This is a genomic window from Herbiconiux dendrobii (genome assembly GCF_052048175.1).
Taxonomy (GTDB): Bacteria; Actinomycetota; Actinomycetes; order Actinomycetales; family Microbacteriaceae; genus Herbiconiux.
Window position 1 is genome coordinate 120,872 of record NZ_JBLZQV010000006.1, and the last position, 16,694, is coordinate 137,565.

General features: G+C 69.2%; 19 protein-coding genes. 8 read left to right on the forward strand and 11 right to left on the reverse strand.

Annotated elements, in window-relative coordinates; translation table 11 throughout:
• Positions 1 to 43: 43 nt before the first annotated feature.
• Positions 44 to 1,264 carry an AI-2E family transporter gene (locus ACN4JJ_RS17490; RefSeq protein ID WP_440711180.1) on the forward strand — a complete coding sequence of 407 codons (1,221 nt, stop codon included), beginning with the start codon at positions 44 to 46 and terminating at the stop codon, positions 1,262 to 1,264.
• Positions 1,257 to 2,501 carry a threonine ammonia-lyase gene (gene ilvA, locus ACN4JJ_RS17495; protein ID WP_440711181.1) on the forward strand — a complete coding sequence of 415 codons (1,245 nt, stop codon included), beginning with the start codon at positions 1,257 to 1,259 and terminating at the stop codon, positions 2,499 to 2,501. The genes ACN4JJ_RS17490 and ilvA overlap by 8 nt, the downstream gene beginning before the upstream one ends.
• A gap of 33 nt (positions 2,502 to 2,534) precedes the next feature.
• Here ilvA and greA read toward each other — a convergent pair whose 3' ends face one another.
• Together greA and ACN4JJ_RS17505 are read right to left on the reverse strand one after the other, a co-directional pair.
• A complete protein-coding gene (gene greA / locus ACN4JJ_RS17500; protein WP_440711182.1) occupies positions 2,535 to 3,023 on the reverse strand; it encodes a transcription elongation factor GreA in 489 nt (162 codons plus the stop codon).
• A gap of 62 nt (positions 3,024 to 3,085) precedes the next feature.
• Positions 3,086 to 3,541 (reverse strand): DUF4307 domain-containing protein, encoded by a 456-nt coding sequence (locus ACN4JJ_RS17505; protein ID WP_440711183.1) that lies wholly within the window; start codon positions 3,539 to 3,541, stop codon positions 3,086 to 3,088.
• Positions 3,542 to 3,614: 73 nt separating this feature from the next.
• On the opposite strand from ACN4JJ_RS17505, the gene mca reads away from it, so the two are divergent.
• Positions 3,615 to 4,502 carry a mycothiol conjugate amidase Mca gene (mca, locus tag ACN4JJ_RS17510; RefSeq protein ID WP_440711184.1) on the forward strand — a complete coding sequence of 296 codons (888 nt, stop codon included), beginning with the start codon at positions 3,615 to 3,617 and terminating at the stop codon, positions 4,500 to 4,502.
• A complete protein-coding gene (locus ACN4JJ_RS17515; RefSeq protein ID WP_440711185.1) occupies positions 4,499 to 4,822 on the forward strand; it encodes a hypothetical protein in 324 nt (107 codons plus the stop codon). The genes mca and ACN4JJ_RS17515 overlap by 4 nt, the downstream gene beginning before the upstream one ends.
• Before the next feature lie 13 nt (positions 4,823 to 4,835).
• Here the strand turns inward: ACN4JJ_RS17515 and trhA are convergent, their stop codons facing one another.
• Positions 4,836 to 5,540: a PAQR family membrane homeostasis protein TrhA gene (gene trhA, locus ACN4JJ_RS17520; protein ID WP_440711186.1), complete on the reverse strand. Its 705-nt coding sequence runs from the start codon at positions 5,538 to 5,540 to the stop codon at positions 4,836 to 4,838.
• A gap of 57 nt (positions 5,541 to 5,597) precedes the next feature.
• Here trhA and ACN4JJ_RS17525 point away from each other — a divergent pair, with 57 nt between their 5' ends.
• From ACN4JJ_RS17525 to ACN4JJ_RS17535, 3 genes are all read left to right on the forward strand, one after another.
• Positions 5,598 to 6,398, forward strand: a complete 801-nt coding sequence (locus ACN4JJ_RS17525; protein ID WP_440711187.1) for an isoprenyl transferase — start codon at positions 5,598 to 5,600, stop codon at positions 6,396 to 6,398.
• A gap of 335 nt (positions 6,399 to 6,733) precedes the next feature.
• Positions 6,734 to 8,020 carry an RNA 5'-3' helicase PhoH2 gene (gene phoH2 / locus ACN4JJ_RS17530; RefSeq protein WP_440711188.1) on the forward strand — a complete coding sequence of 429 codons (1,287 nt, stop codon included), beginning with the start codon at positions 6,734 to 6,736 and terminating at the stop codon, positions 8,018 to 8,020.
• Positions 8,021 to 8,200: 180 nt separating this feature from the next.
• A complete protein-coding gene (locus tag ACN4JJ_RS17535; RefSeq protein ID WP_440711189.1) occupies positions 8,201 to 8,680 on the forward strand; it encodes an A24 family peptidase in 480 nt (159 codons plus the stop codon).
• 112 nt (positions 8,681 to 8,792) lie between these two features.
• Here ACN4JJ_RS17535 and ACN4JJ_RS17540 read toward each other — a convergent pair whose 3' ends face one another.
• The 5 genes from ACN4JJ_RS17540 to xseA form a co-directional block, all read right to left on the reverse strand.
• Positions 8,793 to 10,205 carry a class II fumarate hydratase gene (locus ACN4JJ_RS17540; RefSeq protein WP_440711254.1) on the reverse strand — a complete coding sequence of 471 codons (1,413 nt, stop codon included), beginning with the start codon at positions 10,203 to 10,205 and terminating at the stop codon, positions 8,793 to 8,795.
• 113 nt (positions 10,206 to 10,318) lie between these two features.
• Positions 10,319 to 10,921: a carbonic anhydrase gene (locus ACN4JJ_RS17545; RefSeq protein WP_440711255.1), complete on the reverse strand. Its 603-nt coding sequence runs from the start codon at positions 10,919 to 10,921 to the stop codon at positions 10,319 to 10,321.
• A gap of 38 nt (positions 10,922 to 10,959) precedes the next feature.
• A complete protein-coding gene (locus ACN4JJ_RS17550) occupies positions 10,960 to 11,676 on the reverse strand; it encodes a DUF4245 domain-containing protein (protein WP_440711190.1) in 717 nt (238 codons plus the stop codon).
• A 7-nt stretch (positions 11,677 to 11,683) separates the two neighbouring features.
• Complete coding sequence (locus tag ACN4JJ_RS17555) at positions 11,684 to 11,938, reverse strand: exodeoxyribonuclease VII small subunit (RefSeq protein WP_440711191.1); 255 nt, start codon at positions 11,936 to 11,938, stop codon at positions 11,684 to 11,686.
• 17 nt (positions 11,939 to 11,955) lie between these two features.
• A complete protein-coding gene (gene xseA / locus ACN4JJ_RS17560) occupies positions 11,956 to 13,266 on the reverse strand; it encodes an exodeoxyribonuclease VII large subunit (RefSeq protein WP_440711192.1) in 1,311 nt (436 codons plus the stop codon).
• 87 nt (positions 13,267 to 13,353) lie between these two features.
• On the opposite strand from xseA, the gene ACN4JJ_RS17565 reads away from it, so the two are divergent.
• A complete protein-coding gene (locus ACN4JJ_RS17565; RefSeq protein WP_440711256.1) occupies positions 13,354 to 14,388 on the forward strand; it encodes a 4-hydroxy-3-methylbut-2-enyl diphosphate reductase in 1,035 nt (344 codons plus the stop codon).
• Positions 14,389 to 14,431: 43 nt separating this feature from the next.
• On the opposite strand, the gene ACN4JJ_RS17570 is transcribed toward ACN4JJ_RS17565, so the two are convergent.
• The 3 genes from ACN4JJ_RS17570 to ACN4JJ_RS17580 all read right to left on the reverse strand — a co-directional run bounded on the left by ACN4JJ_RS17570 (position 14,432) and on the right by ACN4JJ_RS17580 (position 16,597).
• Positions 14,432 to 15,409, reverse strand: a complete 978-nt coding sequence (locus ACN4JJ_RS17570) for a hypothetical protein (protein WP_440711193.1) — start codon at positions 15,407 to 15,409, stop codon at positions 14,432 to 14,434.
• A gap of 30 nt (positions 15,410 to 15,439) precedes the next feature.
• A complete protein-coding gene (locus tag ACN4JJ_RS17575; protein ID WP_440711194.1) occupies positions 15,440 to 15,922 on the reverse strand; it encodes a septum formation family protein in 483 nt (160 codons plus the stop codon).
• Positions 15,923 to 16,027: 105 nt separating this feature from the next.
• Positions 16,028 to 16,597, reverse strand: coding sequence for a DUF6264 family protein (locus tag ACN4JJ_RS17580; protein ID WP_440711195.1), 570 nt, complete (start codon positions 16,595 to 16,597; stop codon positions 16,028 to 16,030).
• Positions 16,598 to 16,694 lie beyond the last annotated feature (97 nt).

Below are 16,694 nucleotides of genomic sequence, written 5' to 3' on the forward strand. Positions count from 1 at the left end.
GCGCATGCGAGCGGATGCATACGTCCGCTCCTAGACTTGGCTCATGTCTGAGACGGAGCCGCCCCGCCGGCGCGGATTCCTGCGCCGTTCGCCCCGCCCCGGCGCGCAGCCCTCGGCGGCCGCGCAGGCCGCGTCCGCCGCCGCGGGTCCCCGATCCGCCACGGGGGAGGACTCCGTCCCGCTCGGCATGAAGATCGCCGGCGCCTGGTCGTGGCGCATCCTCGTGGTGATGGCCGTGCTGGCCGTCATCGGCTTCCTGATCATCCAGTTGCGCCTGCTCATCATCCCGGTGCTGGTCGCGGTCGTGCTCTCGGCGCTGCTGGTGCCGTTCAAGAACTTCCTGGTGCGGCACAAGTGGCCCAAGGGGCTCGCCATCGCGGCCGCCGAGCTCGGCACCATCGTGGTGGTCGCCGCCCTGATCTTCCTCGTCGTCACGCAGGTCACCTCCGGCTTCGACGACCTCAAGCAGCAGTCCATCACCTCCTACAACGACCTCAAGGCGTTCCTGGCCGACTCGCCGTTGCAGGTCTCCGAGTCCGACTTCAACGCGTACGTGTCGCAGTTCTGGACGGCGGTGCAGCAAGACAGCCAGGCGCTCATCACGGGTGCCGCGGCCGTCGGCTCGAGCGTGGGCCACGTGCTCACGGGCGTGCTGCTGACCCTGTTCTCGACGCTGTTCATCCTGATCGACGGCGAGCGGATCTGGGCCTGGCTCGTTCGTCTGTTCCCCCGCAAGGCCCGCGCGGCCACCGACGGGGCCGGCAAGACCGGCTGGCGCACGCTGCAGAACTTCGTGAAGGTGCAGATCCTGGTCGCGTCCATCGACGCGGTCGGCATCGGCGTGGGCGCCGCCATCCTGGGCGTGCCGCTGGCGATCCCGATCGGCGTGCTGGTCTTCCTGGGCTCGTTCATCCCGATCATCGGTGCCGTCGTCACCGGGGCCGTCGCCGTGTTCATCGCCCTCATCTACAACGGCTGGGTGATCGCGCTCATCATGCTCGGCATCGTGCTGCTCGTGCAGCAGATCGAGGGCCACGTACTGCAGCCGCTCGTGATGGGAACCGCGGTGAAGGTGCATCCGCTCGCCGTCGTCCTCGCCGTGGCCGGTGGCTCGATGGTCGCGGGCATCGCCGGAGCCTTCTTCGCGGTGCCGCTCGTGGCCACCCTCAACGTCATGATCAACTACATCGCCGGCGGCACGTGGCGCACACCCGCGCCCGACCCGGCTCTGACCTCCCCGAAGGATGCGCTTCCGCATGACTGACTCCGAGACCACGTTCGCTGGCCCCGCCCTGGCCGACATCGAGCTCGCGCGCCTGCGTGTGGCGAAGGCCGCCAAGGTGACGCCGATGGAGAGCTCGCGCTTCCTCACCGAGATCATCGGCTCGCCCGTGTTCCTCAAGTGCGAGAACGTGCAGCGCACGGGCTCGTACAAGATCCGGGGCGCCTACAACCGCATCTCGGCGCTCAGCGAGGCCGAGAAGGCGGCCGGCGTCGTGGCGGCCTCGGCCGGCAACCACGCGCAGGGCGTCGCCTTCGCGGCCGCCGAGCTCGGCATCAAGGCCACCATCTTCATGCCGATCGGCGTGCCCCTGCCCAAGCTCCAGGCCACCCGGCACTACGGGGCCGACGTCATCCTGCGCGGCCACTCGGTCGAGGAGGCCCTGCGCGCGGCCGCCGAGTTCGCGGCGGCGACCGGCGCCACCGTCATCCCCCCGTTCGACCACATCGACGTGGTGATGGGGCAGGCGACGCTCGGCCTCGAGATCCTCGACCAGGTTCCGGATGCCGACACGGTCGTCGTCCCCATCGGCGGCGGCGGGCTCATCTCCGGCATCGCCAGCGCGGTCAAGCAGCGCGCGGCCCTGGAGGGCCGCACGGTGCGCGTGATCGGCGTGCAGGCCGCGAACGCGGCCGCCTACCCGCCCTCCCTGGCGGCGGGGGAGCCGCTGAACATCACGACCTCGCCCACCATCGCCGACGGCATCCAGGTCTCCAAGCCGGGCATCCTGAACTTCTCGATCATCCGCGACCTGGTCGACGAGGTGGTGACGGTCTCCGAGGCCGACACCGCCCGCGCCTTGCTGCTGCTGCTCGAGCGCGCGAAGCAGGTCGTCGAGCCGGCCGGCGCGGTCGGGGTCGCCGCGATCCTCGCCGGACTGGTCGAAGACGCCGGCAAGACCGTCGTGGTGCTCTCCGGCGGCAACATCGACCCGCTGCTGATGCAGCGCGTGATCAGCCACGGTCTGGCGGCATCCGACCGCTACCTCAAACTGCGCATCATGCTGCCCGACCGTCCCGGCCAGCTCGCGCGCACCGCCGAACTCGTTGCCGAGGCGAACGCCAACGTGGTCGAGGTGCAGCACACCCGCCACGGCAAGGGCCTGCAGATCAGCCAGGTCGAACTCGAGCTGCACATCGAGACCCGGGGCCCCGACCACCGCGACCAGGTCATCGCCAAGCTCCGCGACGCCGGCTACGAGATCCGCATCGAGCAGTAGCCTCGGCGACCTCCTCGGGTGGCCACGAGGGGATCAGCCCTGGAAGGTCTCCACGTTCGTGACCTCGACCGTGATGTCGCGCCCGTTGGGGGCCGTGTAGGTGGTCTTCTCGCCCACCTTGAGGCCGAGGATGGCGGTGCCGAGGGGGCTCTGCTCGCTGTAGACGTCGAGGTCGGCGTTGCCCGCGATCTCACGGCTGCCGAGCAGGAAGCGCTCCTCACCGCCGGCCACCAGGGCGGTCACCACGACGCCGGGCTCCACGACTCCGTGGCTCTCGGGGGTGGCACCGACCTGGGCGGTGCGCAGCAGCTGCGTGAGCTGACGGATGCGCGCCTCGATCTTGCCCTGCTCGTCCTTGGCGGCGTGATAGCCGCCGTTCTCCTTGAGGTCGCCCTCTTCGCGGGCCATCTCGATGCGCTTGGCGATCTCGATCCGCGCGGGGCCGCTGAGCTCCTCGAGCTCGTTCGAGAGGCGGTCAAAGGCCTCCTGCGTGAGCCAGGTGAGCTGGGTGTCGTCAGCCATCGCAAACACTCCTCTAAGCATGCTGACGTCCGAGCCGTGCCGGCCCGGACGATCAGGAAAGACTATGTGAGCCAGCAGTTGTAAATCAAACCCGTCGAGGCGAGTTCGCTGGTGCGCACGGTCTCGCTGAACGAGCGGGTGGCGCTGTCGGAGGCGGGGATGTCGACGACCTTCCAGCCCACCACGGCGAACTTCTCGCTGAGCGCCTGAACGACGCAGCTGGCGGTGTCGCCGCGGGGGATGGTGAGGTCGAAGTCGACCTGCACGCTGCGGGAGTCGACCACCAGGTGCGCGGTGTCCTGCGTCTTCAGGGTGGCGGCGCTGCCGCTCAGTCCGCCCCAGACCACCCAGGCGGTGATGACCACGGCGACGCCGATGCCGCCGAGCCAGGCGATCAGCTTGCCCCGCGCCCGGCTGCCGGGCGTGCGGCCGTAGCGCTGATCGAGCGCAGCGTTCTCGGGTGCACCCGCCGACGTCGCACCGGTCTCCTGTGCGCCTGCCTCGTCCTGGCCCTTCACGCGGCACTCTCCCGGGGTAGATCACTTAGTCTGGTATCGGTCTGTATTCAGGCTAACCGCAATCCCTGAGGAGTTGAGACCGCTGACGCTGCGCCTCCTGGCCGTGCACGCCCACCCCGACGACGAGTCGAGCAAGGGCGCGGCCACGTATGCCTACTACCTCGACCGCGGAGTCGAGGTGATGGTCGTCAGCTGCACCGGCGGTGAGCGCGGCTCGGTGCTGAACGAGGCGCTCGAGCCGAAGGTCTGGGCCGAGCGCGACATGGCCGGTCTCCGCCGGGTCGAGATGGCCGCCGCCCAGGCCGCCGTCGGCTTCCAGCACCGCTGGCTCGGCTACCACGACTCGGGCTGGATCGAGCCCGGATCGGGCGACCCGCTGCCCGCCAACAGCTTCGGCGCCATTCCGGTCGCCATCTCGGCCGCCCCGCTGGTGAAGCTCATCCGCGAGTTCAAGCCGCAGGTGCTCGTCACCTACGACGAGAACGGCGGCTACCCGCATCCGGATCACATCCGCACCCACGAGATCTCGGTCGCCGCGTTCGAGGCGGCCGCCGACCCGGAGGCGTATCCGGATGCCGGCCCCGCCTGGTCGATCGGCAAGCTCTACTACGACCGCACGATGAACCCCGAGATGTTCGACGCCGCCTACACGCTCATCAAGGAGGAAGACCCGGAGAACCCGATCGTCGCCACCTTCGAGGAGATGCGCGAGCGGTGGAAGGATCGGCCGCCCGTGCCCTCGCCCCTCGTGCGCGTGCCCGCCGGCGACTTCTTCGAGGTGCGGTACTCGGCGCTGCGCGCCCATGCCAGCCAGGTGGCTCCGGAGCATCCGTTCTTCTTCTGGCCGAACGGCCTGCAGAAGCGCGCCTGGCCCACCGAGGACTACCAGCTCGTCACCTCGCGGGTGTCGGTTCCGGATGCCGGCACCGACCTCTTCGACGGCATCGAGGACTCCGAATGAGCGTGCTCCTCGCCTCCGCGTCGGCGGTGCTGGCTGCTGTGGTCGCCGAAGACACGACGACGCCCGATCCCGACACCGTCACCCCCGGCATCATCGGCTTCATCGTCACCTTCATGGTGATGGCGGTCACGCTGCTGCTGGTGATCGACATGGTGCGCCGCGTGCGCCGGGTGAACTACCGCGCCCAGGTGCAGGAGGAGCTGCAGGCCGAGCTGGCCGAGCGCGACGCGGCGGCTGCAGCTGCGGCATCCGGAGCACCGGTCAAACCCGCCTCGGCACCCGCCTCGGGCGACGAACCGTCGGTCGGCCCGAGCCGCTAGCTCCGCCGGATCGTCAGCCGTTGAACGGCGGGTCGATCGCGAGCAGCAGGATGGCGGTCCAGTGGCACAGGAAGGCCACGACCGTCAGCGTGTGGAAGATCTCGTGGAAGCCGAAGCGGCCCGGGAACGGGTTCGGGCGCTTGAAGCCATAGGCCACGGCGCCGAGCGTGTAGGCCAGCCCGCCCACGATCACGAGCACCATGGCGGCGGCGTTGGCGGTGAAGATATCCCCGAGGTACAGCACGGCCGCCCAACCGAGCGCCAGGTACAGCACCACGTAGAGCCAGCGCGGGGCGCCGATCCAGAACACCCGGAAGCCGACGCCGAGCAGCGCGCCCGCCCACACGACCGTGAGCAGCAGCGCCCCCTTGTCCCAGGGGAGCGCGAGCACGGCGATCGGCGTGTAGGTGCCGGCGATCAGCAGGAAGATGTTGGCGTGGTCGATGCGCTTGAGCAGCAGCTTCATCTTCGGCTGCCAGTTGAAGCGGTGGTACAACGCGGAGTTGCCGAACAGCACCATCGAGGTGACCATGAACACGGCGCTCGCCCACTTGGCCGGGGCGCCCTGCGCCAGGCAGATCAGCACGATGCCCATGGCGATGGTGAAGGGGAAGGTGGCGGCGTGGATCCAGCCGCGCCAGGTGGGCTTGACCTCCGCGGGCGGGTGGTCGATCGCATCCTCGAGCAGCGGGATGTTGGGGAGCTCGGGTGCCGGCATGTGACCAGACTACGCGCCCCGCACGTTTCGCTCGCTGGGAGCGAGTAGCGTATCGGTGTGCCAGAACACGAGCCGTCAGATCACGAGCCGAAGGTCGGCAAGGGCCTGCTCTACCGTCTCTACCAGAGGCGTATCCGCAAGCACCTGAACGAGGCCGTGCTGCCCAAGCACGTAGCGATGATCCTCGACGGGAACCGCCGCTGGGCCCGTCAGCGCTCGCTCGAGACGGTGGCACACGGGCATCGGGCCGGCGCCGCGAAGTTCCTCGAGTTCCTGGTGTGGTGCGACGATCTGGGCATCGAGGTGGTGACGCTCTACCTGCTCTCCACCGACAACCTCAAGAACCGTTCCTCGGAAGAGCTCGACGAGCTGATCGAGATCATCGCCGAGCTGGCCGACGACATCTCGCACTACCGCGACTGGCGGGTCAAGCACGTCGGCACGAACGTGGGACTGCCCGAGCCGCTCATCGCGGCGCTGGACGGCGCCGAGGCCCGCACGGCCTCGCACAAGGGTCTACACGTCAACCTCGCGATCGGCTACGGAGGCCGCTCGGAGATCGAGGACGCGGTGCGCAGCATCATCCAGAAGCACCGATCCCTGGGTCACGGTCTCGACGAGCTCGAGGCGGCCATCGACCAGGAGCTCATCGCCGAGCACCTGTACACGGGCGGGCAGCCGGACCCGGACCTGGTCATCCGCACCTCGGGCGAGCAGCGCCTCTCCGACTTCATGCTCTGGCAGAGCGCCCACAGCGAGTTCTACTTCATGGAGGCCCTCGGCCCCGACGTGCGCGAGGTCGACTTCCTGCGCGCCCTCCGCGACTACTCCCGGAGGCAGCGCCGCTTCGGGAGCTAGCCGCCGAAGCGAAGGCACGACGCACCGGCAGCAAGTGCAGCTCGAATTACACGCGTGTAACACAGAGTTAATCTTCCGAGTTGCGTGTCGTAACCCACTCATCCGCGAACGGGCGTAGCTTCGTCTGCATCAGGCATGGCGCCTGATCGAGACGGCCACATAAGTACGTTTCGACTGACCTCCACTGTGGCCCGATCGCCTACTGATCCGAGCGCCGAGCGCTCGGGGTTGGAGTGGATGTGGCCGAGCCCATGACTCACAAGACCAGCGGGACGAACAGCGGAGAGGATGCACGAAGCACTACCCACAGCAACGGATCGACGCACACGGCCGAGGTGACCTACGTACTGGACACCTCGGTTTTACTGTCTGACCCGAAGGCGATCTTCCGGTTCGCCGAGCACTCCGTCGTCCTTCCGGTGATCGTGATCACCGAGCTCGAGAGCAAACGCAACGACCCCGAGATCGGCTACTTCGCCCGGCAGGCGCTGCGCAACCTCGACGAGCTGCGGGTGCAGCACGAGCGCCTCGACTTCCCGATCGCGGTGGGCACCGAAGGCGGCTCGCTGCGGGTGGAGCTGAACCATTCCAACACCTCGGTGCTGCCATCCGGTCTCCAGCTGGGCGACAACGACACGCGCATCCTGGCCGTGGCGCAGAACCTCGCCAATGACGGTCTCAACGTGACCGTCGTGTCGAAAGACCTGCCGCTGCGCGTCAAGGCCGCTTCGATCGGCCTGGCCGCCGAGGAGTACCGGGCCGAGCTCGCCGTCGATTCCGGCTGGACCGGGCTGGACGACATCACGCTCGGCTCCGACGCGATGTCGAAGCTCTACGACGACGAGCGCCTGACCACGCCGCTGGTGCGGGACATGCCGCTGAACACCGGGCTCGTCATCCACTCGGATCGCGGATCGGCTCTCGGCCGGGTCACGGGCCGCGACTCCTTCGAGCTGGTGCGCGGGGATCGCGACGTCTTCGGCCTGCACGGGCGGTCGGCCGAGCAACGCATCGCGATCGACATGCTGCTGGACCCCGAGGTCGGGATCGTGTCGCTGGGGGGTCGAGCTGGTACGGGGAAGTCCGCTCTGGCCCTGTGCGCCGGTCTCGAGGCGGTGCTCGAGAAGCAGCAGCACAAGAAGATCATGGTGTTCCGGCCGCTGTACGCGGTCGGCGGGCAGGAGCTCGGCTTCCTGCCGGGCGACGCAGCCGAGAAGATGAACCCGTGGGCACAGGCGGTGTTCGACACGCTCGGATCGCTGGTGTCGCAGAACGTGCTCGACGAGGTGATCGACCGGGGCATCCTCGAGGTGCTGCCGCTGACGCACATCCGGGGCCGTTCGCTGCACGACGCCTTCGTGATCGTGGATGAGGCGCAGTCGCTCGAGCGCAACGTGCTGCTCACCGTGCTCTCGCGCATCGGGCAGAACTCGCGGGTGGTGCTGACGCACGACGTGGCGCAGCGCGACAACCTGCGCGTCGGCCGGCACGACGGCGTGGCCTCGGTGATCGAGACACTCAAGAACCACGCGCTCTTCGGGCACATCACTCTGACCCGCTCCGAGCGCTCGGCGATCGCCGCACTGGTCACCGAGATGCTGGAGTCGAACGAGCTGGCGTAGGCGGCGTCGGCCTCCTTCGTCGGGGCCTTTTCTCCGTCGGGCCTGTTCTCCACAGAACGCCTTCGGGCCGCGGTTGTCCCCATCCCGGGCGGCCGCGGCCCGTCCGCGTCTCTGCACGCCTAGCGTGGCGGCATGCATCTTCTCGACGTGTTCCATCCGTCCCACCCGCCCTGACTGCTCGTGCAGCTGGCGTACCTCGCCGCGGTGACCGTGCCGCTGGTGGCGACGGATGTGCGCACACTGCGCCTGCCCAACGCGCTGGTGCTGCCCGGCCTCGTACTGCTCGCGTGGGGCATCCTCTGGGCGGCGCTGGCGGGCCTGGTGGGTGTGCCGGGTGTGGTGTCCGCGGAGTCGAGCGCGCCGGCCGGCCTGATGGGCGCCTTCCTGGCAGGCGGCCTGCTGCTGGGCGGACGGATGCTCGGAGCAGTCGGCATGGGCGACGTCAAGCTGGGCACGTGGCTGGGTGGCCTGGCAGGGATGACGGGCGTGGCTGAACGGCCTGAGGCTCTCGGCCAGGGCGCGGCCGCAGGGGGAATCGTGGTCGCCGTTCTGTTCGGCGCCGAGCTGGCCGGTCGAGCGCCTCCCGCGCTTCTCCGGATCCCGTTCGGCCCCGCGCTTCTGGCCGCCTTCTGGGCGTCATCGGTGAAGGCGCCGTCGTGACACGCCCGCCTTCGGAACGACGGACTCTCGGCCGGAAGAACGACAACGACGGAGTCTCCGTCCGTCGGAACGGGGAGACTCCGTCGTTGCGGAGGCGAGAAACGGCCGGAGGCTACTTCGCGGCCGGGGGGCGCGTCATCGAGAGCACGTCGAGGGCGGCGTCCAGCTGCTCGAGGGTGACCTCGCCGCGCTCGACGAAGCCGAGGTCGATGACGGCCTCGCGCACCGTGATGCTCTTGGCCACCGAGTGCTTGGCGATCTTCGCCGCGGCCTCGTAGCCGATCACGCGGTTCAGTGGGGTGACGATCGACGGCGACGACTCGGCCAGTGCGCGGGCGCGCTCGAGGTTCGCCTCGAGACCGGCCACGGTCTTGTCGGCCAGCAGCACGGCCGAGTTCGACAGCAGGCGGATCGACTCCAGCAGCGCCGTGCCCATCACCGGGATGGCCACGTTCAGCTCGAAGGCTCCGGATGCTCCGGACCAGGCGATCGACGCGTCGTTGCCGATCACGCGCGAGCACACCATCAGCACGGCTTCGGGGATGACCGGGTTCACCTTGCCGGGCATGATGGAGGAGCCGGGCTGCAGGTCGGGGATGTGCAGTTCGCCGATGCCCGTGTTCGGGCCCGAGCCCATCCAGCGCAGGTCGTTGCAGATCTTGGTGAGCGACACGGCCAGAACGCGCAGCGCTCCGGATGCCTCCACCAGCGAGTCGCGGGCGCCCTGCGCCTCGAAGTGGTCGCGGGCCTCGGTGATCGGCAGGCCGGTCTCCTCGGCGAGCAGCTGGATCACGAGCTGCGGGAAGCCGGCCGGGGTGTTGATACCGGTGCCGACCGCGGTACCGCCGAGCGGAACCTCGGCCACGCGGGGGAGCGCCGACTGGATGCGCTCGATGCCCAGGCGGATCTGCATGGCGTAGCCGCCGAACTCCTGGCCGAGGGTCACCGGGGTGGCGTCCATCAGGTGGGTGCGGCCCGACTTCACGGCCGTGGCCCACAGGGTGGCCTTCTCCTCCAACGCCTGCGCGAGGTGCTCGAGCGACGGGATGAGGTCGTGGATCAGCGCACCGGTCACGGCGACGTGCACCGAGGTGGGGAACACGTCGTTCGAGGACTGCGAGGCGTTCACGTGGTCGTTCGGGTGCACCTTCGAGCCGAGCGCCGTGGAGGCGAGCGAGGCCAGCACCTCGTTCATGTTCATGTTCGAGGAGGTGCCGCTGCCGGTCTGGTACACGTCGATGGGGAAGTCGGCGTCGAGCTCGCCCGTGACCACGCGGTCGGCGGCCGCGGCGATGGCGTCGGCGATGCCGGAATCCAGTACACCCAGCTTTGCGTTCGCCAGGGCGGCGGCCTTCTTGATGCGGGCGAGGGCGGCGATCTGCGCACTCTCGAGCCCGTCACCCGACACCGGGAAGTTCTCGACCGCCCGCTGGGTCTGCGCACCGTAGAGAGCGGATGCGGGCACCCGCACCTCGCCCATGGTGTCGTGCTCGATGCGGTAGTCGGTCTCGGGAGCGTTCTCCACCACTGTGTGGTCGTCCTTTCGTTCTGCCCGCGGCGCACGGCCGCGACGGCGTTCTTCTCGTGAGGGTGTTCGGAAAGTGTTCGGGGTGCGGCTGGTTCGACGCCCGAGGACGGTCAGATCTCGCCGATGACGACATCGGCCACGGCGCGGCCCTCGGCCAGACGGTAGTTCGCGCCGACAACAGCCAATCTACCGTCCGCGACCGCCGCGGTGATGATCTCCGACGTGCGCAGCAGCTCGCCGACCGTGTCGCGCAGGTGGGTGCGACCGACCTCGCCGGCATCCGGAGCGCTCAGCAGGGCACCCGCATCGTCGCGCTCGGCGGGGACCTTGGCGATGGCCGGCACGATCTGCTCCACAAGGGTGCGGATGTGGCCGGGCAGCGGGGCCGCATCCGGCAGCTGCGAGTCGATGGCCGCGCGCACGGCACCGCACTCGTCGTGGCCGAGCACGACGATCAGCGCGACGCCGAGAACCTCGACCGCGTACTCGAGACTGCCGATGACCGAATCGGAGATGACCTGCCCGGCGTTGCGCACCACGAACAGGTCGCCGAGGCCGAGGTCGAAGATGATCTCGGCGGCCAGCCGGGAGTCGCTGCAGCCGAACAGCGCCGCGCGCGGTGTCTGCAGGTGCGCGAGCTCGGCGCGGGTCTCCGCGTCCTGCCGCGGATGCTTGGGGGCTCCGGCGATGAAACGCTCGTTGCCGCGCTGCATGGTGGCCCACACCCGCTCCGGCGTCGTGACCTCGGTGCTCACTGCACTCCTTCTTCCGAATCCGATCCTGATTCCGTACCCATACCCATGTCCGAGCCCGTCTCGTCGGCCGAGGGCTGCGCGAGCACGTCCCGGCTCACCGCGGAGGCCACGGTGCTGATCTCGTCGACGTCGGCGGTGCCGAACACGACGAAGGTGGAGCGGCCCGCCTCGGTCACCAGCGCGTAGGCCACGTTGCCCACGTCGGTGCCGGTGCTGCGGTTGTCGTAGGCGGTCCACTCGACGCCGTCGAGCATCACGGTACCGACGGAGTCGCCGCGGGCGACCTGCTCGGCGAGCCAGGTGGGGTTGGCGTCGACGGCCTGGGTCACGCCCACGTACTGGTTCTTCGGCGAGATCAACCCGATGTACCAGGAGCGGATGTCGTCGGCGCCGCCGGAGCGCAGCTCGGCCGCGTTGGAGGACCACCCCTCGGGCAGCGCGGGCACGGTCAGCGGCACCGGCATCGACGACTGCGCCTGCACGGCGACCTGCTGGTAGTCGACCGGCTGCAGGAGCGAGGTCTGGGTGCGCGGCACCAGGAACACGATCGCGATCACCAGCCCCACCGAGACGAGCACGGCGTAGATGAGGTTGCGCAGCGTCTTGCGGTCGCGGTACAGCCGCGACTGCTCCGCCTTGCGGGCGGCGGTCTCCTCCGGAGTCTCGGGCCGGCCGAGTTCGGCGACGACCGCGGGCTGCGCGTTCTTGGCCATCGGCGCGCTACTCCGCCGCTGCCGTGGACTGGCGGGCCGCGTCGAGGCGCTCCCGGGCGCCGAGAAGCCACTGCTCGCAGCGGGCCGCGAGGGCCTCGCCGCGCTCCCAGAGGCCGAGCGACTGCTCGAGCGTGGCGGAACCCTGCTCGAGCTCGCTCACCACGCGGATCAGTTCGTCGCGCGCCTGTTCGTAGCTCAGCGCCTGGACGTCGGAGGGCCGGACGTCGGCGGGCTGCGCGTCGGATGCGGGCGAGGAGGCCATGGTGTCAATCCTATCGATCATCGCAAGGGGGTTGATCCGGCTGCGCGGCCCGGTCTGCCGTCGGCATGCGGCCCCTCCGACACCGCATCCAGAGCGCCCTCCGCCACGGTGACGGTGAGGCGCACCCCGGCCGGCGCTTCCGTCGCATCCCGCACGATGTGGCCGGCGCCCGGGCCGGAGGCGGCCTGCACGATGGCGTACCCGCGGTCGAGCGTGCGCTGGGGCGACAGTGCGCGGAGGTGCCCGGCGAGCTCGCGCACCGAGTTGCCCTCGCGCTCGATCACCCGGGAGACCAGTTCCGAGCCGCGGGCCACGAAACGGGTCAGCTCCTCCGACCGCGAGTCGATGATCCAGCCCGGCGAGGCCAGTGCCGGGCGGCTCCGGATCTGCCCGAGCCGGTCGATCTCGACCGACACGATCGACCCCATCCGGCCCCGGATGCGCGTGCGCGCCTGGTCGACGCGGGCCAGCTCCTCCGTGACGTCGGGAACGACGCGCTTGGCGGCATCCGTCGGCGTCGAGGCGCGCAGGTCGGCGACCGAATCCAGCAGCGGCCGGTCGGCCTCGTGCCCGATCGCGCTCACCACCGGGGTGCGGGCGGCGGCCACGGCGCGCACGACCGCCTCGTCGCTGAAGCCGAGCAGGTTCTGGAAGTCGCCGCCGCCGCGGGCGATGATGATGACGTCGATCTCGGGATCGGCGTCGAGCGTCTCGAGCGCCGCCACGACCTCGCGCGGTGTGCGGTCGCCCTGAACGGCGGCGTGGACGACCCGGAACCGCACCGAGGGCCAGCGCAGCTGGGCGTTGCGCAGCACGTCTTTCTCGGCGTCGCTGTCTTTGCCGGTGATGAGGCCGACACCGCCCGGCAGGAAGGGCAGCGGCTTCTTGCGCGAGGCGTCGAACAGCCCCTCGGCGGCGAGCTGTGCCCGTAGCCGCTCGAGGCGCTCGAGCAGATCGCCGAGCCCGACGTGCCGCATCTCGTACACCTGCATGGTGAGCGTGCCGCCGCGTACCCAGTAATTGGGCTTGATCAGCGCGATCACCCGGTCGCCCTGCTTGAGGTCGGCCGGGATGCGCGCCTTCACCGACGACCAGATGGTGAAACTGATGGTGGCCTGGCCGTTCAGGTCTTTCAGCTTGCCGTACACGTTGCCGCCCGAGACGCCCCACTGGGTGATCTCGCCCTCCACCCACGCGGTGCCGAGGCGCTCGATGTAGCCGCGGATCTTCTCGGCGAGCTCGCCGACGGGCCACGGATTCTCGGCGGTCGGCGGCCCCGCGGGCGCGGCGGGACCGGTGGAGGCGGGGGAGGGGGATGCGTCGGTCACGCGGTCCACCTTTCCACACGCCGCCGTCACTCAGGCTGGGCGACGTAGAATCTGTGGGTGAGCAACGCGACGACCATCAGCCTGCCGATGCCGAGGATCCCCGGCATCCGCAACCGTCTGAAAGACAACCCGGTGGCCGGGCACAAGCGAGTGCTGCTCGCCGCCCCCCGCGGCTATTGCGCCGGCGTCGACCGTGCGGTCGTGGCCGTCGAGAAGGCGCTCGAGAACTACGGCGCCCCCGTCTACGTGCGCAAGCAGATCGTGCACAACGTGCACGTGGTCTCCACGCTCGAGAAGCGCGGAGCCATCTTCGTCGAGGAGGTCGACGAGGTGCCCGAGGGTTCCCACGTCGTCTTCTCCGCCCACGGTGTCTCGCCGGCGGTCGTGCAGGGCGCGGCTGATCGTGGCCTCCAGGCCATCGACGCCACCTGCCCGCTGGTCACCAAGGTGCACCGCGAGGCCGTGCGCTTCGCGCGCGACGACTTCGAGATCCTGCTGATCGGCCACGAGGGCCACGAAGAGGTCGAGGGCACGGCGGGCGAGGCCCCCGAGCACATCACCCTGGTCGGCAGCCCGGATGCTGTGGACGACATCGAGGTGAAAGACCCCGACAAGGTGGTGTGGCTCTCGCAGACCACGCTCTCCGTCGACGAGACGATGGAGACGGTGCGGCGCCTGCGGGAGAAGTTCCCGAACCTGCAGGATCCGCCGTCGGACGACATCTGCTACGCCACCCAGAACCGCCAGGTGGCCATCAAGAAGGTGGCGCAGGGCGCCGACCTGGTGATCGTCGTCGGTTCGGCGAACTCCTCGAACTCGGTGCGCCTGGTCGAGGTCGCGCTCGAATACGGCGCCAAGGCGGCCTACCGGGTCGACTACGCGCACGAGGTGAAGCAGGAGTGGCTCGACGGTGTCGAGACGGTCGGCGTCACCTCCGGGGCATCCGTTCCCGAGGTGCTCGTGCAGGAGCTGCTCGACGACCTCGCGGGCGCCGGCTACGGCGACATCGAGACCGTGCAGACGGCCGAGGAAGACCTCGTCTTCTCGCTGCCGAAAGAGCTGCGCCGCGACACCTCCGGCAAGAAGGACACCCGCGCCCTCGGCGGCCGCCACCGCTCTTGAGGCGGCCAGCACTCCTCGACTCGCCACGGCTCGTCGCGGCAGCTCAATGCAGCCAGGTCCAGAGGAAGATTGCGGCGACCGCGAGGGTGCAGGCGAGCCCGACGATCTCGGTCGATCTGTTGGAGCGTCCGATCGAGAGGGAGAGTCTGCTCGAGCGCTCCTTCGCTGGAGCGTCAGCCAACCGCCGCACGTCGCCTGATGCGTCCACGCGATTCAGCCGGCGTGCCCGCATGAGACTGTGGGTTCCGATAGAAGATGACAACCGCAGGCATTTCTCCCAGTGCTCCGGGTCGTCGGGATCGAACCGGCCGGGAGTGAGGATCGTGACGTAATTGTCTCCGAACTCCACGCTCGAGTACCCGGCGTCGTCGGCCAGACGTGCCATCAGATCCGGGGTAAGGAGATACAGCGCGTCGAGTCGGTCCTCCTTTCCGCAGTAGACGTCGAAGGACCGCCAAAAGTCTCCCTCCAGCGTGAGTATCTGATTGCGGTCGAGGGCGGCGGGCAGGCTCCGCCCTCGCGGGTCGCGTGAGACGAGGACGACGTGCGGCAGTTCGTCGCCAGGCACCGAGAGGGAGATGTAGCCCCAGTTCTCGGTCACCAGCGTGCTGGCACGCTCGGTCTCGAACGTCAGTGTTCCGATCCGGGTGACCGACCCGGCGGCGGTGCTCCGGAACTCGTCTGAGACCCGGCAGTTCGCCGCGCGTTCGATCAGGGCGCTCGGCGTGCTCCACAAGGCCTGAGAGGTGTAGGAAAGCCCGTTCGATGCGGCGAACCGGCGCAGACGACGGCCTCGGCGACGCTGAGCGAGCTGTCTTGCTACCTCGAGCGCCAGAATGCCTGCGATGCCGACAGCGAGCGCCAGGTACGCCCGTGAGGCTGACGGCGGGAGCGTGGTGGCGAGCATGATCGCCCCCAGGGCGACGACGGCTCGAAGGCACCAGACCGTGAGGGGGCTGCGGAACGCCTGCTCCCAGAGGCGACGGCGATGCCGGAGCTCCGACAGATCGACGATGTTCACCGATGCCACCTCACGACGGCCATGGCTGTGTCACCTCGCGGTACCGCGGAGCGTGCCGGTCGTCTGCGCGCTCGAATCACCGACCATGCACGAGATCAGTCGATCACCCGTTGCCCAGGACGTGGCGGTGGGCTTGTAGCTCGTCACGTCGAGCGACGATTGTTCGTAGGGGAGCCCGATGAAGTCCGCGAACCGTTGCGTGCATCCGTCATCGGCTTCGTTGCCGAGCGCGACCGGATCCCAGCTCGCATCCGTCACGGAGAACTCGTCGAACACCTCGAGGTCGTGGGGTGCGGCGCAGCCGACGATTGGAACCTCAGACACCATCAGGGAGTCGAGATCGTTGAGACAGTCGCCGATCTTCACCTGGAATACGTCCGTCGATGTGGGATCGGCGGCGGGCGTCGTGGCCGGGATTGAATCGGGAACGGGCGTGGCCGTATCCGGCACGCCGGCGGGTGACGAAATGGTCGCGGTCTGGCCGACGGTGCAGGCAGACAGCGAGATGGCCACTGCGACCAGAAGACACGCGGAGTAAAGTCGGGAAGGCATTTACCGAGCATAACTCATTAATGCCGACGCCGACGCCGCTCCGATGTCTGGCTGAACCATGGCCCGCTACGGCTGCATCGCCGCCAGGATGCTTGGGTCGGCCAGCAGGGCGACCACGACGACCACGATGTTGATCAGGAGGCCGAGGACGGCGCCGATGATCGGCACGAAGAACGTGAGTTTGCCAGCGCGCAGACGTTGCACCGACACGAGCGCGGTGAGGGCGTAGACGGCGAGCAGCACGGCCGCTCCCACGGCCCCCGCCGAAGACGCGGTGGCGTCGCCGGAGTAGACGCCCGCGATGCCCTGCAGATCCATGAACTGTTGCATCACCGAGGGCAGGGTGAGGAAGCTGGTCACCATGTTGACGGTGGCCAGCAGGCCCGCGGCGAGCAGGATGAGGGTGGCGATGCGGTCGCCGCGGCGGGCGGGCACCGCGCCCGGGGCGACGTTCGCCGATCCGGGAACGCCGGCATCGACCGGACGCGTGCTCGGAACCACCGGGGCGGCGGGCGGCGTCTGAGCTGCGGGGGCCGCAGGCGTCCCGACCTCGGGAACGGCATCTTTCGGCGGTTGCCAGACCCATCCCTCGGGCGCGAGTTCTCCGTACTTGGGCTTCGGTCGTTCGTCGCTCACGCGGGGTGACGCATCCTCTTCATCGGGTGGCCGCCGGACTCGTGGTGCAATCCGGCGGCCGGTGTTCGGGTGGCCGCGCCCTGCGGATCGAGGGCGC

What these genes read in the sequence shown, in the direction of transcription:
- ACN4JJ_RS17490 (WP_440711180.1), top strand. Translation starts at nt 44, where the DNA reads ATGTCTGAGACGGAGCCGCCCCGCCGGCGCGGATTCCTGCGCCGTTCG.
- ilvA (WP_440711181.1), top strand. Translation starts at nt 1,257, where the DNA reads ATGACTGACTCCGAGACCACGTTCGCTGGCCCCGCCCTGGCCGACATC.
- greA (WP_440711182.1), bottom strand. Translation starts at nt 3,023, where the DNA reads ATGGCTGACGACACCCAGCTCACCTGGCTCACGCAGGAGGCCTTTGAC.
- ACN4JJ_RS17515 (WP_440711185.1), top strand. Translation starts at nt 4,499, where the DNA reads ATGAGCGTGCTCCTCGCCTCCGCGTCGGCGGTGCTGGCTGCTGTGGTC.
- trhA (WP_440711186.1), bottom strand. Translation starts at nt 5,540, where the DNA reads ATGCCGGCACCCGAGCTCCCCAACATCCCGCTGCTCGAGGATGCGATC.
- ACN4JJ_RS17545 (WP_440711255.1), bottom strand. Translation starts at nt 10,921, where the DNA reads ATGCAGCGCGGCAACGAGCGTTTCATCGCCGGAGCCCCCAAGCATCCG.
- ACN4JJ_RS17550 (WP_440711190.1), bottom strand. Translation starts at nt 11,676, where the DNA reads ATGGCCAAGAACGCGCAGCCCGCGGTCGTCGCCGAACTCGGCCGGCCC.
- ACN4JJ_RS17555 (WP_440711191.1), bottom strand. Translation starts at nt 11,938, where the DNA reads ATGGCCTCCTCGCCCGCATCCGACGCGCAGCCCGCCGACGTCCGGCCC.
- ACN4JJ_RS17565 (WP_440711256.1), top strand. Translation starts at nt 13,354, where the DNA reads ATGCCGAGGATCCCCGGCATCCGCAACCGTCTGAAAGACAACCCGGTG.